The 14,898-nt window shown below is 46.4% G+C and carries 13 protein-coding genes and 1 pseudogene; 4 read left to right on the top strand and 10 right to left on the bottom strand.

All coding sequences use genetic code 11. From position 1 onward, the window contains the following. Positions 1-141 (bottom strand): annotated as a pseudogene (locus L5M38_RS06630) (IS4 family transposase); the annotation flags it as partial. A 97-nt stretch (positions 142-238) separates the two neighbouring features. On the opposite strand from L5M38_RS06630, the gene L5M38_RS06625 reads away from it, so the two are divergent. Next, positions 239-484: a DUF6678 family protein gene (locus L5M38_RS06625; RefSeq protein WP_317630240.1), complete on the top strand. Its 246-nt coding sequence runs from the start codon at positions 239-241 to the stop codon at positions 482-484. Between the two features lie 196 nt (positions 485-680). Here L5M38_RS06625 and atcC read toward each other — a convergent pair whose 3' ends face one another. The 6 genes from atcC to ppk1 all read right to left on the bottom strand — a co-directional run bounded on the left by atcC (position 681) and on the right by ppk1 (position 7,346). After that, the gene (gene atcC, locus L5M38_RS06620; protein ID WP_006081327.1) at positions 681-1,577 is read right to left on the bottom strand and encodes a cold adaptation protein AtcC; all 897 of its coding nucleotides are present in this window, start codon (positions 1,575-1,577) and stop codon (positions 681-683) included. Between the two features lie 11 nt (positions 1,578-1,588). After that, complete coding sequence (atcB, locus tag L5M38_RS06615; protein WP_173245325.1) at positions 1,589-2,347, bottom strand: cold adaptation protein AtcB; 759 nt, start codon at positions 2,345-2,347, stop codon at positions 1,589-1,591. After that, on the bottom strand, positions 2,347-2,877 hold the full coding sequence (gene atcA / locus L5M38_RS06610) for a cold adaptation protein AtcA (RefSeq protein WP_011789682.1): 531 nt from the start codon (positions 2,875-2,877) through the stop codon (positions 2,347-2,349). Before atcA ends, atcB begins: the two co-directional genes overlap by 1 nt. Before the next feature lie 22 nt (positions 2,878-2,899). Next, positions 2,900-3,184 (bottom strand): J domain-containing protein, encoded by a 285-nt coding sequence (locus L5M38_RS06605; RefSeq protein ID WP_263178610.1) that lies wholly within the window; start codon positions 3,182-3,184, stop codon positions 2,900-2,902. Between the two features lie 403 nt (positions 3,185-3,587). Then, entirely contained in the window at positions 3,588-5,132 is a 1,545-nt protein-coding gene (locus tag L5M38_RS06600) for an exopolyphosphatase (protein WP_411568974.1), read from the bottom strand. A 42-nt stretch (positions 5,133-5,174) separates the two neighbouring features. Next, entirely contained in the window at positions 5,175-7,346 is a 2,172-nt protein-coding gene (gene ppk1 / locus L5M38_RS06595) for a polyphosphate kinase 1 (protein ID WP_028760273.1), read from the bottom strand. Between the two features lie 376 nt (positions 7,347-7,722). Between ppk1 and yegD the strand changes: the two genes are divergently transcribed. The 3 genes from yegD to L5M38_RS06580 are packed head-to-tail and all read left to right on the top strand — an operon-like array spanning position 7,723 to position 10,108. Further along, on the top strand, positions 7,723-9,186 hold the full coding sequence (gene yegD, locus L5M38_RS06590; protein ID WP_263166478.1) for a molecular chaperone: 1,464 nt from the start codon (positions 7,723-7,725) through the stop codon (positions 9,184-9,186). Positions 9,187-9,223: 37 nt separating this feature from the next. Beyond that, positions 9,224-9,571: a hypothetical protein gene (locus L5M38_RS06585; RefSeq protein ID WP_263166477.1), complete on the top strand. Its 348-nt coding sequence runs from the start codon at positions 9,224-9,226 to the stop codon at positions 9,569-9,571. A 48-nt stretch (positions 9,572-9,619) separates the two neighbouring features. Then, on the top strand, positions 9,620-10,108 hold the full coding sequence (locus L5M38_RS06580; RefSeq protein WP_131525552.1) for a CreA family protein: 489 nt from the start codon (positions 9,620-9,622) through the stop codon (positions 10,106-10,108). A 155-nt stretch (positions 10,109-10,263) separates the two neighbouring features. Here L5M38_RS06580 and L5M38_RS06575 read toward each other — a convergent pair whose 3' ends face one another. From L5M38_RS06575 to pdsR, 3 genes are all read right to left on the bottom strand, one after another. Further along, the gene (locus L5M38_RS06575; RefSeq protein WP_263166474.1) at positions 10,264-11,463 is read right to left on the bottom strand and encodes a cystathionine beta-lyase; all 1,200 of its coding nucleotides are present in this window, start codon (positions 11,461-11,463) and stop codon (positions 10,264-10,266) included. A gap of 257 nt (positions 11,464-11,720) precedes the next feature. Beyond that, entirely contained in the window at positions 11,721-13,880 is a 2,160-nt protein-coding gene (gene pdsS / locus L5M38_RS06570) for a proteobacterial dedicated sortase system histidine kinase (RefSeq protein ID WP_263178609.1), read from the bottom strand. Positions 13,881-13,973: 93 nt separating this feature from the next. Then, on the bottom strand, positions 13,974-14,666 hold the full coding sequence (gene pdsR, locus L5M38_RS06565; protein ID WP_006081337.1) for a proteobacterial dedicated sortase system response regulator: 693 nt from the start codon (positions 14,664-14,666) through the stop codon (positions 13,974-13,976). Between the last annotated feature and the right edge of the window lie 232 nt (positions 14,667-14,898).

Below are 14,898 nucleotides of genomic sequence, written 5' to 3'. Positions count from 1 at the left end.
ATTTCGACCTAACTCAGTCAAGGTCAGTGTCTTACATTCAATCAGTGCCTTAGAGGCCAGCATCAAGCTGTTTAATCGTTTTAGGTGAAGTTCTGGGCAGTATTGGTGTAAAGAATGTTGTAGGATATTGGCTTCGCGCATCTTGTTGTCCAAGTGTAGTTTTTGGCGAAACCATTTGATCATGCAACAAGATGCGCTTCCACCCTAATTTGATGATTTATTTGTAAATCATCAGGGGATTCTTCAGGGTTTTACTGCTGTGTGGTGGCATGAGTTACTTGAAATAGCAGAAACCATTGAGTGGTTAGAAGTTGATCCATTCAAAAGAGAATGGCTAGGCCGATTAGTGGCGGATCGAGTGACGGACTTTTCTGATGTTGTAAGCGCACAATTAGCCCAATATTCAATTCCTTATTCGATAGAAAATGGCATGTTTCGGATTTGGGGTTATCTGAGGAGGGATGAATCTCCAGAATTTATCTAACTGAAGAGTTATATCTCTGTAAGTCACTTATTTTCAAGCTAAAACCACTCAAAACTGAGACCTCAATACTGATTATTGAGATTGGGCATAGAGACAAAAGACAGTAAAAAAGTGCTTTATTTTTCAATAAAGCACTCATTTTAAGCGAGTCAAGCACTCGTTAACCTATTGATCATATTACCGATCAAAGTAGCGGTCAAAGTACTATGTAGAGTGGCCAGCCGAGAAGGCCGACGAGACCTTCTTTATGTTCGAATCTTTCTAAGCGTTCAGGTGAAGCGTCGCTGAGTAAGAGTTCGCGGTAGCTTTTCGCAAAGTGCAGGGTACGCAGTAGGGCGGGGACAAAGTTTTTACCGAGATCTTTACTGATTGTTTCAGCGAGTTCTGCGGGTAATTCTGCTAACGCTTTCTGGGTTTCCAATTCGATATGCTCACGGGTAAACCATTCCTCTTTTAAGGTGATTTTGCCGATACGCTTTTTCAAATCCTGTCTGACTTTGGCGCCATCAAACAACAATCGATACAGTACTGCTTCGGCTAATACACTCTCTAAATTGAGAAAATCTAGCGGATCATAGCTCGATTGCGCGTAAAACTGTGCCAATAAGGCCGCAATTGACTGTTGGCGTTGGTGTTCAAGCAGGGCATCTTGATAGGCTTCATAGCCTAACCATTCTTCCGCATCTGGCGGGCTAGACACTTGTTCAAGCAAGAACTTGTCGACATCGCCGTACAGTGACTTGCCGTTGACGAGTTTGTGCTTGCTGACAGTGCTGAGCATGCTCCAGCCTTTTTGGAAGCATTTGACTACGCCATCGGCGGTGATCAACAGGCGTATCGCCTGCTGCGGGTTTTGGTTTGATAATTCCATCAAACCAAGACTCACCACACCAATGACATCGTGCGCCGCTTGTTCGAGCAGGTGCATTTTGTACTTGTTGTAAAACTTATCGGCCAGTTTGAGGCTCATCAAAATGGCTTTGGATTTGATTTGTGACAGCTGTTCACCGCTCAGCGTTTCGTCTGCTTGGCCTTGGATCAATACCTTGCTCAGGTAGGGTCCTTGATCTACATCACGCAGTACCAGTTGCATCAAATAATTCCTTAATCCAGAAAGCTAAACATATCATCGACTTCAGCGTATTCATCTGTCACTTGGTTTTTCTCTTTGGCTTGAATAACCAGCTCGTTGACAAACTTGCTGATGATCATTTCCCAACCTGAGCTTTCGTTTCGCAGCAGACTCTTAATGGCTTTTTCCACATCGGGCGCGAGCTCGTGGATCAAGGCCATTAGGCTGCGTGGGTCGTCTATGCTGAGGCTGTGTGCATCTTCACTGGCGACGCGGCTGTCGTATCCGATGGTTTCAGTGTCTTCTTCGTCATCATAGAGATCTGTGTAGCCGTCATCATCTTCATGTTTCTCGCCTAACATCATTTCGATGAAAGGGATCGACAGGTAGAACAGGCCCGCTGGATCTTCGGCGATACATTCTAGAATCGCAGTTTGCTTTTCTTCGCTATCTTGGATGCGAATTAAATAGGTCAAAAAATCAAAGGTATGCTGAATAAGTTCTTCGGCATTGTTTTTGATTTTTTCTTCCCAGTACAAAGGTTGCTGACAGACGATGTCGCGAATTTGTTCTGGGGTCATGAGTTCAGACATGATCGAAGGACAAGAGATATCATGGTGACTGTTGATTTGGGTCAGCGTGACGATATCCATGTGCTCGATGACTTCGACTAATTGCTCGTCGCTCATGGTATTTGCAATGATTTCAAAGCGTTTGCTCGCTTGTTTTGGCTCTACGTCCGCCAACTCTTTAATTTCGGCGACGGTAATCTCAATGAGACTAGTGTTCATTAGCGGTCCTCATCATCGTAGTGATCGTAGTAGCCATCTTCCTCTTCGCCTTCATCATCGTCGTCGTTATCTGAGGTGCCAACATAATCGTTGTCATCATCTTCATCGTCGTCGTGATGTTTTGCTGCTGGTGTTGCTTTACCTTGAGTTTCGAGTAAATACAGTACGGCGCAGCTTTCAATCAGTAAGGTTTCCGAGTAACCACGCACGGCTAACACTAAAGGTAAATCGGCATTGTTAAAGCCAATCGTGACTTTAAACTCATCCCACTCGGGTTGAGTAGCCGTGTTTATCCAATGTGCCCACTTGAGTTTGGCTTCGGCGGGAAACTTAATTCGACCGTAAAGCGCGACAGGCAGGTACTCAGGCACAGTATCGAGCATCTTAGGATCGGCTTCTAACACCTTTTTGATTTGGCTAGTAAATTGCTCTAGCGCTTTAGGTGTATCGGGATCGTCGTAGGACTCGATATTGTCGTAGGCATTATTTTTTAGCTCATTAATGCGTGAGATATTCAGTTTTTTGACCATTTGACACTACTCTAGAAAACGCTCAAGGATAAAATTGATCCCACAGCTCGCGCATGGCGCTAGCGGGATCGGTCACTATGACGTTATTGAAATCTTTGATAAACGCATTACGTCGCTTAGGATCGGACAACACATCATAAGCATTTTTAACGCGTTCAAGTTGTACGGCGGCTTGCTGCTTTTCCTCTTCCGAGGCGTCTAACAACTTGTCGGGATGATATTTGTTTGACAGCCGTCGATAGGCTTTTTTAATGTCGTCTTCTTTGGCACTGGGTTTTATACCAAGCACACTAAAGTGGTTAATCATACTTGTACCTGCAGGCGATGGGGCTGATATCGCGAGATAAAAAGGGTTTGACTCTGATTATCTTTAAATTCGTGGAATTATGATTAGTCAGCCGTGGATGATAGCAGAAATCCCCACTCAGCGGCAAACGCGCGAGCAGGAATTTGTGCTTTAGTGAAGGGTTAAAAATCCTTTAAACTTTAATCTGTTGTGGCGCATGGATTAAGTCTACCGCTATGCTGTTGAAATCCGGTTACCTAGCCAGATTGACAGCTAACTTAACCTTGTTTTAGGCGAGATAATGGCCCTCGATTAAGGGCAATATTTTAGCGCCGAACAGTGCCGAATCCTTCGCTAAATACACTCACACAGAGTTAACCCACACTCGGCTCGGCCACGTTAGGCTGAGCTAACGCCGTAACCGCTAAGTCAGACTCGACACTAAACGCAGGTTCATTCCAAGGGTGAGCATTTGTTTTTGTTCTCGCTGTAAATCTTTCATAAACAAGCTGATTTTCCGCTTATGGCTTGGTAGTACTAGCATGAGTCCATCGGGGATCACTTTAATATGATCTAAGGTCAGCGTCTTAGCGATACGGCCAAGATTGAGCAAGACAGCGAGCCTAAGCAAGCAGAGCAGGCGATTGAGTGTGAGCTTATGGTTGGGATCGAGTTCAGCGAGCATTAATTCGTTAGGCTTCTTTCTGTGATTGGTGATAAGCCGCGCTAAATCCAGCTGTAATGCTTCGCTAAACCCAGGTAAGTCACTGTTACTGATAATGTAACCGCCGTGTTTGTGCAGGGATTTTGAATTAATGTGTAATCCGATTTCATGTAAAGTCGCGCTATAGGCAAGCAAGCGCGCATGGGGCCTTAATTGCCATTCGTCGGCGACCTGTTCAAACAAGGCCATGGCAGTGTCGCGTACCTTAGCGGCGTGGGCCATATCGATATGATAAAGCTGGGCAATACTGTCGACGGTGCGGTGGCGAATATCCTGATATTGACCAATCTTTGCCAGTTCATAGAGTACGCCTTCACGCAGTGCGCCTGGGCTAAACTCAAGTTTTTGAATCGGTAAGCGCCTAAAAAAGCTGATTAAAATGGCCAGTCCGGCGGGCACTAAAGGAATGCGTTTATCATCGACATTGGCAAATTGAATTTGGCTAATATGACCACATTTGATCAACTTGATTTTGAGCTGTTTGAGTCGTGGCAGCGTGATGGTTTCATCGCCGTGCTCTTCTTGAATTGCTTCGCAGATGGCTTTCACTGTACCTGAACTACCCAAGGTGAGTTCCCAGCCGCCCACGAAATATTCCTTTGAGAGCGACGCGAACTGCTTATCGGCCGCACTTTGGGCATCGCGAAATGAGGCAGGGGTGATGAGCCCATCAATAAAGAAACGCTCATTAAAACTCACACAACCGCAGCGCAGGCTAGATAACTGAGTTGGGGTATTTTTCTGGCCGATCACCACTTCGGTAGAACCGCCACCGATATCGATGACTAAATTACTTTTTCCTAGCACTTGGCTTTGGGCAATACCGTTATAAATCAAACGCGCTTCTTCATGGCCCGAAATGACCTCCACCGGATAGGGCATGATGGCGAGCGCCGCCTCGATAAACTGATCGCGGTTTTTGGCGATTCTCAGAGTGTGGGTGGCGACTAATCTTACTTGCGCTTGGTCGAGATTGGAAAATCGTTGGTTAAAATCCCGTAGGCAATTGAGCCCACGTTCTATGGCGTCATTGTCGAGAATATTTTGCGCATTGAGTCCAGTGGCGAGCTGAACCTGTTGTTTTTCTTTATGTAAAATCTGCAAACTGCCATCTTGCTCGCGGGCGATGACCAGATGAAAACTGTTCGACCCCATATCGATGGCGACAAAGTGACGCGATTTAGAGTTTGCGAGTACATTGCTGGGCGTAACGTGTGACTGTGTGTGCGAATATGTGGTTACCAATCGGATTATCCTTAGGCAATCAAAGCGATATAAAGCCAGCGGTTAGCTGGCTTTGGCCCGTAACTCTGGTGTTATGTCAGGCTGAGTTTTCACTTCTCGCTCAGCGTCACCCTCATGGGTGGACATACGTAAGGCATTAAATTCTTGCAGTTGGCGCTTCTCATAATTAATCAGATATTGATAAATGGCAATTTGAGAACGCACTTTTCGTTTGTTACCGCGATTCCGATAAGGATTACTTTGTTCCTTGTTGATGACACGTGCTTTAGTGTTGTCATTGAATTGTAAGGATAAAATATCCATTATCATCTGTTTTAGGCGCAGATCATAAATCGGTACACTCACTTCAACGCGATTATCTATGTTGCGGCTCATCCAGTCGGCGGAGCAGATAAAGAGTTTGTTCTCTCCACCCGCGTGGAACAGCATCACCCGCGAGTGTTCGAGGAATCGGTCGACGATACTATAGACTTCGATGTTGTCGCTGATCCCCGGAATTTGCGGGATAAGCGAACACATGCCGCGAATAAGTAACTTGATTTTGACCCCAGCGGCTGAAGCCTCATAGAGTTTTTGGACCAAGGATTCATCGAGTAAGTTATTTAATTTTAAGGTAATCGCCGCCTTCATATGGCTCTGGGCATTAACGATTTCATTATCAATTAAGTGACTCAGTTTTTGTCTGGCATCGTAGGGCGACACGATTAAATGCTGGAAATTATCGCGGCGATACGGATGTTCAATCAAGTCAAATACTTGCTCTACTTCTCGGGCAATTTCTTGATTGGCGGTGAACAGCGACAAGTCAGTGTAGACCCGCGCCGTGCCTTCGTTAAAGTTGCCTGAGCCAACGTGACAATAGAGTTTGATTTCCCCTTGTTCTTCGCGGCCAATCAAGCACAACTTGGAATGTACTTTTAAGCTGGTGATACCGTGGTGAACTTTGACGCCCGCTTCGGCCAAGATGCGGGTCCATTCGATGTTGGATTGCTCATCGAATCTGGCCCTGAGTTCAATGACGGCGGTGACTTGTTTGCCGTTTTTCACTGCATCGATAAGCGATTGCATTACATGGGATTTTTTCGCCACTCGATATAAATTAATTCGAATAAAGCGCACCGCCGGATCGTAGGCCGCTTGGCGCACCATTTCGGTAAAGTGGGAAAACTTATGGTACGGATAATTGAGCATGATATCGCCCATCCGAATCGCATCGAAACTGTTGGCACTGCGGCCAAAACCTGCACTATTGAGCGCCGGTAGTTTTTCGTTTTCGAGGTAGTCGCGGCTCGGGTTGGGGAAGGCGATAAAGTCTTTAAAGCTGTGGTAACGCCCGCCTGGGATCAAACATTCGGTCGAGCTGATGTTCAGGTTTTCTTTGAGCATCACCAACATGTGTTCAGGCATTTCTTTGTCATACACTAAGCGTACAGGCTCGGCGGTAAGACGTTTTTTCAATCCCTTGGTCATTTTCTCAAGCTGGGTTTGTTCAAGCTCGTCAGTGATATCAAAATCGGCATCGCGGGTTAACTTCATCGAATACACTTCGATAGCATCGTACTCGAAGAAGGGACCAAAGAGTTCATCTACGCAGTGGCGAATAATATTATCTAATAAAATCAGATATTTTTTCGCTTTACTCTTTTCGGCTGGGAGTTCGATAAACCGCGGTACATTTTTAGTCGGCACTTCGACTAAGGCGTATTGGCGGCGAGCTTTAGTGAACAAACACACACACAAATAGGTGGCGTCGTCGTTGATTTGCTTGATCAGATCGCGATTATTATTGACCATAAGCGGCGCGATATGGCGTTTGAAATGGTCTCTAAAATGCTTTTTCAGCCAGTCGCTGTGGAACTCGCTTAATTGTTTCTCATTGATTAACAAAATATTACGACGTACAAGTTCGCGCATTAAATCCGTGTATATGCCATCGAACCTTTCTTGCAATGCCATCACTTTCGATTGGATCTTGGCCATTAAATGGCGGCTATTACTGCGACCTTCCTGCAGGGATGAGAGCAAAATGGAGCGTCTGACCGCAGCCACACGCACCCTAAAAAACTCATCCATGTTATTGGAAAATATCCCTAAAAAGCGCACTCGCTCCACTAAGGGAACATTGTGATCGCAGGCTTCTTGCAATACCCGCTCATTAAAAGACAACCAAGAGAGTTCTTTATCAATCGAAAGTTTATCGGTATTCGGGGACACTGCACAGCTCCTTTAAGCAAGCGTCATGGCGCAATATACAATAGCATTCATCCGCCGTTGTGCAATCAGATTTACTGCCGACAAGTGAAGGAATTTCAATGATAAATATTGCGTACACGCCAAAATCAGTCTGGGATTTATCTGGGATAAAGATACGAGGGAAATATGTCAACTTGATGACGAGTGTGACAGAAATATGACCTTATGATGATCATCTTGGATTGAGCTTAAATTCTGTTCGCGTTACTGCGATTTAAGTCTTGAGAAACTGTGCAAGCGCGGCTTCCTTGAGGATAAATCTGTCAGTGTTAACTCCTTGGGCATTATCGCAAACTATGTTATCTTGCTCGGCTTTTTTATCGCGGGAGTAAAAGGTATGTTTGTTGGATTTGATTATGGTAGTGCTAACTGCGCCGTAGGGATCATGCTGGGTGATGGTGTGCAGTTATTGGCGTTATCAGAGCAATCAGCTTATTTGCCTTCGACCTTATACGCGATGGACAGGGAACTGATCGCCGAGGCGGTTTATCGTGGTCTTCCTATTGAGTTAAAAGCCGATTACGCCAAAAAGCGCGCCGCACAATTGAGCCGTGCCCGTATGGTGCGCCATGAGTTAGATCTCGATGCCGATGTTCAGGCTGTATTTGTTGGCGAGCAGGCGGTGAGCGCGTATTTAGAGATGCCGGAGGAGGGATTCTATGTCCGTTCGCCAAAATCCTTTTTAGGCGCGACAGGGCTTAGACCCGAACAAGTGGCCCTGTTTGAAGATATTGTTACCCTGATGATGCAGCACATTAAAGTACGCGCCGAATCTGTGTTAGTTGAAAAAGACCTTGTGAAACAGGGTAGCACTGCGATGATCACCCATGCGATTATTGGTCGTCCGGTGAACTTTCAAGGCATAGGCGGTGAAGAGAGTAACCGTCAGGCCGAAGCCATTTTGACCTTAGCGGCAAAACGCGCGGGTTTTATCGACGTTGATTTTCTGTTCGAGCCGTTAGCGGCGGGGATGGATTATGAAGCGACCTTGACCGACAACAAAACGGTATTGGTCGTTGACGTAGGCGGCGGTACAACGGACTGCTCTGTGGTCAAAATGGGACCCGCCCATAAACAAAAAGCGGATCGCAGTGAAGATTTCCTCGGTCACAGCGGCCAGCGGATCGGCGGTAACGATCTTGATATCGCCCTTGCAATGAATGCCTTTATGCCGCACTTTGGTTTAGGCTCCTTGATGATCAATGGCAAACCTATGCCCAGTAAAACATTTTGGAATGCGGTCGCAGTGAATGATATTAGCGCTCAGCGAGAATTCAGTACCTTAAGTAGCCGTAAATTGATTGATGAATTGGTTAAAGAAGCCGAGCAGCCACAGTTACTGAAGCGATTGTTAAAGGTGCAACAGCAGCAGTTAAGCTATCAACTGGTTCGCCAAGCCGAGCGTGCGAAAATTGCACTGTCAGATACCGATAATACTGATGTTAATCTGGATTTTATCGAAGCGGCGCTGCACGCGGGTGTGAGTCGTGAATTGTTTGAAAATGCCATTGAGCCGTCGCTGACGAAAGTGGAAGCCCTGATGCACCAAGCGCTCACGCAAGCTGCGAAAACTTTGGCTGCAACAAATGTCGCGGTAAACCGCTCAGCAACAGAGGATTTATCCGCTGAAGCAGAGTGTAAACCCGATGTGATTTACGTGACGGGTGGTACGGCACGAAGCCCGGCGATTTATGCAAAAATTGCTGGCATTTATCCCGATATTCCGGTCGTGGTCGGCGATCACTTTGGCTCAGTGACAGCCGGATTAACCCGCTGGGCACAAAAGCTATTTGCAAAATGAATTAGCTTAGAATTTAAATATATAACAGGGAGTTATTATGTATCGAATTTTATTGTTAGGTATCTTCATCATACTTTCAGGTTGTGGTTCACTCGATAAGCAATCTATTTTAGTTAATGCTGGAGATACCAAGGAACAAGTGCTTAATATTATGGGGCCACCTGATGATCGTCAGTTCCAAGGAGAGAATGAGGCATGGCAATTTTGTAAAACTGGGGCTGGTTTTGGTTATCATGATTACCGTATTTTTTGGTTTTTCGATGGTAAAGTTACAGGTGTAAATTCCTATAAAAGTACTCGTCCAGGCGTTTCTTGTGTCACTGATATTAAACCCATTAACTGGGAAGATGCGCCAGATGTCACACTTGAAATCCGTAAGAGATAGTTTTGTTTTTTTATACTTTACTTAGTTCGTAATATTTAGGAAGTAATAATGAAAACTCTGTTGAAGTGTGCGTTTGCGGCCTCTGTAGGTCTATTGCTTGCGGGTTGTGGTGACGATGTGGGTAAGGTGAGCTTAGGGCTTTTTACCACTAAAGATGTAATTATTGATGCTAAAAACGATCCTAAAATACCTGGGGTGACTTGCCATATCAGTCGTATCGAAGCCAATTTAGACTTTGCCGATCCGTCCGATATGGGGATCAGTTGCCGTCAAACTGGGCCAATTACTGCGGCCGATCTGGCGAAGATAGACATGGGAAAACACGGCGAAGTGATTTTCACTGAATCCCTGAGTATTTTATTTAAGTCATTAAAAGTGCGTAGAATTTACGATGCGCAAAATCAGACTCTGTTGTATTTGTCCTATTCGACGAAAGAGACCAATGGCAGCCATAAACATGCGCTCTCAACAGTGCCGCTTTATGGCTCTGCGGCTTGGGTCGATCCTGCATTAAGCATTGGAACGAAAGCGAATTAATCACCCTAGAGTTTATGGTTTAGCGGTTTATTTGCTATAAGCATAATGATATTGCAGTAAACATTCGTATTTGTGTCAGTATCGATAAGAGAAGGGGCGGAATATTTATTCCGCCCCTTTTTATATTCTGCTAGCACTTAGCACATTAAATATCGTTATTTAGCTTTGGCCGCCAATACTGCGTTAAAGCGTTCAAACCCAGCACTGAGATCGGCGATTAAATCAGCGGGATTTTCTAAACCAATATGTAAACGGATCAAAGGTTTGCTCGCATCCCATTGAGTCGCTGAGCGGATTTTTTCAATACCGAAAATGCCGAGGATTAAACTCTCGTAGCCGCCCCAAGAAAAGCCCATCTTAAAGTGACTCATATTTTCAACCAGTGCGGTGACGGCATCGGCATCGCCCTGTTTTAAGATAAAGGAGAACAAGCCGTTGGAGGCACTAAAGTCGCGTTTAAAGAATTCGTGCCCAGGGCATGTATCGAACGCGGGGTGACGCAGATGATCGACTTCTGGCCGGGTTTTCAACCAGTTGGCCACTTGCAGGGCATTTTTTTCATGTTGCGCCATACGCACGCCTAAGGTACGTAGGCCGCGGGCAGCAAGGTACACATCATCAGGGGAGGTAGTTTGTCCCATCAAATAACTGTGTTCACGTAATTGTGGCCAGTATTTTTCGTTGGCCGTGGCCGTGCCTATCATCACATCCGAGTGACCGACGATGTATTTGGTCGCCGCTTGAATCGAAATATCCACACCCATTTCAAAGGGTTTGCTATTGATGGGTGAAGCCCAAGTGTTGTCCAGCATAGTAATCAGCCCATGTTCGTGGGCGATGCAGCACAAGGTCGGCACATCTTGCACTTCCATGGTGATAGAGCCTGGAGACTCTAAAAACAACACTTTAGTATTGGGGCGAATAAGGTCGCGAATGCCCTCGCCAATCAGCGGATTGTAGTAAGTGGTTTCGATACCAAAACCGCCGAGAATATGGGTACATAGATCCCGCGTCGGCTCATACACGCTATCGACCATCAACAGGTGATCGCCGGCTTTTAAAAATGACAATAACGCCGCACTGATCGCCGCCGCGCCAGAGGGATACAGCGCTGTACCGACGCCGCCTTCTAATTCAGCAATCGCCGCTTGAAACGAAAAATGGGTCGGGGTGCCACGGCGGCCATAAAACATCTCGCCGTTGGTTTTATTTTTCGCGGCGTGGCGCATTTCCTCCATCGTTTCGAAGACGATAGTCGAAGCTCGAAAAACGGGCGGATTGATCACGCCTTTGGTCCATTTTTTGTCTCGACCTAAGCTGACGATTTGGGTGGCTTGATGATGTTTATCTGTCATTGGATCATTACCTTGGCATTTAGGTTGAACGAATAGGTTGAACAATGTTGGAGAAGAACCATTGGAGATATCTAATCTATTGTTATGGCGGTCATCTTAGCATCTGCGCGCAGAAATGACAGGAGGCGCGATGATGAGTTTGACTCATGTTATTGGCTTCCTGTACCTTCGGTCTTTAGATTATGAAGCAGAGCTCAAAGGCAACGTGACTATTAATTTAAAGGCAGCGTGACTTTAGCTCAAAGGCTGCGTGATTCTTAGCTTAATGGCAAGGTTACTAGGATATCGACGCCATTATGCTCACTGCGATTACGGGCAAGGATTTGTCCTTGGTGGAACTCGGCGACCAATCGCGCGATATACAGACCTAAGCCTAGGTGGGGTTTATCTTGGGCTTGATTAATCCGCACCGACACCATGGAATCGAAAATCTGCTCCGACATATCAATGGGCAGTTCAGGCCCTAAGTTACTGATAAGCAGAGTTGCTTGTTTACCCACTTGGGTGAGCGTGACTTCGATAGCACTGTCTTTATGGCAAAACTCAATGGCGTTGGCGATAAGTTTGTCCATTAACTGGGCGATATATTCTGGCACACCTTGCATCATCAGTGGTTGCTCGGGCACTTTCACACTAAAGCCTTGTTCTGGATAGGTCATTTGATAACCTTGCATACAACCGCTGACCACTTGAGAGAGTGGGAACTTAGTGATATCGGCCTGCGTTAAACTCTGCTCTAAGCGTGTTGCCTCGCTCATGTTGTTTAAAATCATGCTTAAGCGGCTGACACCTTCTTGGGCGCGGTCGACATATTTTTGCGTGTCTTTATCTAAGGTCTGCAGGTTTAAATGCTCAAGGGATGAACGCACCACAGCCACGGGCGTACGTAACTCATGGGACAGGCGCGACGACATGTTTTCTAGATAGTGAGTGTACTGACCCAGTCGCCCCACAATGCTAGAGAAGCTACGGGACAGATCGCCAATTTCATCCCGAGCCTTCGACGGTTTGAGGTGATTACGCACACGGCCTTGGCTGTCGATGGCATTTTCGGCTTCATCGCGCAATTTACGGATGCGGTTAGAAATACTCGAGGCGAAGAAGAACAGCGCCAAGGTGCCCATACTCATTATGGTCAAAATCACGTTAAAGAGCTTTTCTAGCGCTCGGTTGCGTAGGGTTCGAATTCCGTGGGTGGTTTCTTCGGCGACGACGGCCCCCATCACATTGTTATCAATCCAAATGGGGCTCGCAGCGGCGAGTACCACAGCTTTGTTGTCTGGGGTTAACCGCCAAGTCGAACTTTGCTGACCCGCGAGGGCTTTTTGGATATGACTGCCGTCAAGCTCGGTGGAATCTTGTAAGGAATCAATAAAGTCTTTGGGCGGTTTTGTGAGAATTTTATAGTACAGCGGATGCAGATAATCACGCTTGAAGGTATCCCACAGCGCGGTGCTCTTTTCATCTTCTAAGGTGCGGGTCCATACACTGTCATTAGCGCGAATGTCACCGGATTTTGCCAGTACGCGACCGTGTTTATCGACCACCCAAATACGTGAGCTATAGTGGCTCATGCCTTTGATAATACTTTCAATTTCCGGTGATGGTACCAGCACAGTGCCGAGATTGTCGACCGTATCTAAGGCCGAGGTGCCGACAACTGCAGCCACATCACGGTATTTGCTGTCGTTGACATCGGCAATGGCAAATCCGAGTTTGCTGCCGACCATGTCTAAGGGAATACGCAGCTCGACATTGTAGCCCACATCGGTCGTCGCCCATTGTCCTTGGATACGCACCTCTGGTGTGACGGGCACAGTTTGCTTAGGATTAGCGGGTAATTCGAAGGCGCTGATCCAGCCGGGTTGAGTCGTGGCAACGATATAGCGTTTGAATTTATTGTCGGGCGCGAGTGTCGCAATCGAGAGATGATCGTTTCTATCGACACTAAGGGCATTTTTACCCCGCAGTACCACTGTTGGATCAATGACTTGAAAAAAAGCATACAGATAACCATCGTATTGGCCGACCATGTGGGTAAAGCTTAAGGTCAGGGGGGCGTTCGGATCGGCACGCATAATTTGGTGTGCCTCACCGTATTGGATAAATCTGTGCTGATATTCCTGCCATTCGTTGAGTTTGCCGTCGAGTAGAATCGCCCCTGCCAGTGGATAGGCGTATAGATCGCGGCTTTTTTCTACTTGCTTTAAAAAACTCGCTTGCCCATCGAACAATTTCGGCCGCTCGTGCAGCGCGGTGGCTAGTGCTTGAGTGGTGCCTTCTAAGGTGCGTTCTTGGCCGTGGCGAAGATACTTTTCCATTTCCCACACATATTGGTACCCCAACCAAGGTAGGCAGAGCAAGAATAGGCTAAGGCCGATGACTTTAGTGCGTAGACCAAAGGGGAAACGTGTCATAAGTTAGGGATCAGCATTAATGGGTTTAAAAGTTCATTCATCCAAGATTATCTGGTTCAACACCGCGCGCTTAAAGGTTGGTTAAGCCATAGATCAGGCCAAGCTGTCCCAGCGATAACCCATACCATAGACAGTATCAATACAATCAAACTCTGGCGCGGTAGCGATAAACTTTTTTCGAATGCGTTTCACATGGGAGGTGATAGTGCTGTCATCGACAAAGATTTTAGCCTCTTGCATTAATTCATGGCGACTGCGTACATGGCCTGGATGTTTGGCTAACGCATGCACCATCCAAAATTCGGTCACGGTAAGCTCGATTGGTAACTGGTTCCAATAGACTTGCATGCGGTTGGCATCAATGGTCAGTGGGCCACGTTCGAGCAGATTTTCCTGCGCCGTTTGGCTGGCCGCAAGTTCAGATCGTCGAAACAATGCGGCTAAGCGTGCGGTTAAATGGGGAAAACTCACTTCTTTACTCAAGTAATCATCGGCGCCTAAACGCAGGCCACACACAGTATCAAAGTCACTGTCACGGGCGGTTAAAAAGATGATCGGCAGTGTGCTCGACATGGCGCGCAATGACTGACATAGCATAAAGCCGCCGTCAATTTCATTACCTAAGCCGATGTCGATAATGGCTAAATCCGGTAAACGGGTATTAAAGGCTAGCATGGCCGATGGTCTGTCGGCGTAGGTTTGCACGCTGTAACCGTGTTGTTGCAGCACGTCCTTGTAATTCTCGCGAATGGCCGCTTCATCTTCCACTATGGCGATACGCTTCATAGAGCCGTATTCCTATTGACTTGGGGGAGTAAGTTTTCGTGACTATACAGGATTTTACCCGAGAAAAAAGGCCACAAATGCAATTGCCATTTTGTTGCCACAATTGATAGTTGTATTGCCATTTTCCATCCCTGCTCATGCCATTCCACTTGTGTTTAATAGCCCCATTCAGTTTTGTACCCGTTTGACCTGATGTGGTGTTGAGTGGATTGCTTCAGGTACGAGTCCAAGC

This window comes from Shewanella sp. SM101 (genome assembly GCF_025654465.1).
Taxonomy (GTDB): Bacteria; Pseudomonadota; Gammaproteobacteria; order Enterobacterales; family Shewanellaceae; genus Shewanella; species Shewanella oncorhynchi.
This window is presented reverse-complemented; position numbering and strand designations above follow the sequence as displayed.

Excerpts from the sequence above, each read along its gene's own strand:
- atcC (WP_006081327.1), bottom strand. The coding sequence starts at position 1,577 with ATGCAACTGGTACTGCGTGATGTAGATCAAGGACCCTACCTGAGCAAG.
- atcB (WP_173245325.1), bottom strand. The coding sequence starts at position 2,347 with ATGAACACTAGTCTCATTGAGATTACCGTCGCCGAAATTAAAGAGTTG.
- atcA (WP_011789682.1), bottom strand. The coding sequence starts at position 2,877 with ATGGTCAAAAAACTGAATATCTCACGCATTAATGAGCTAAAAAATAAT.
- L5M38_RS06605 (WP_263178610.1), bottom strand. The coding sequence starts at position 3,184 with ATGATTAACCACTTTAGTGTGCTTGGTATAAAACCCAGTGCCAAAGAA.
- yegD (WP_263166478.1), top strand. The coding sequence starts at position 7,723 with ATGTTTGTTGGATTTGATTATGGTAGTGCTAACTGCGCCGTAGGGATC.
- L5M38_RS06585 (WP_263166477.1), top strand. The coding sequence starts at position 9,224 with ATGTATCGAATTTTATTGTTAGGTATCTTCATCATACTTTCAGGTTGT.
- L5M38_RS06580 (WP_131525552.1), top strand. The coding sequence starts at position 9,620 with ATGAAAACTCTGTTGAAGTGTGCGTTTGCGGCCTCTGTAGGTCTATTG.
- L5M38_RS06575 (WP_263166474.1), bottom strand. The coding sequence starts at position 11,463 with ATGACAGATAAACATCATCAAGCCACCCAAATCGTCAGCTTAGGTCGA.
- pdsS (WP_263178609.1), bottom strand. The coding sequence starts at position 13,880 with ATGACACGTTTCCCCTTTGGTCTACGCACTAAAGTCATCGGCCTTAGC.
- pdsR (WP_006081337.1), bottom strand. The coding sequence starts at position 14,666 with ATGAAGCGTATCGCCATAGTGGAAGATGAAGCGGCCATTCGCGAGAAT.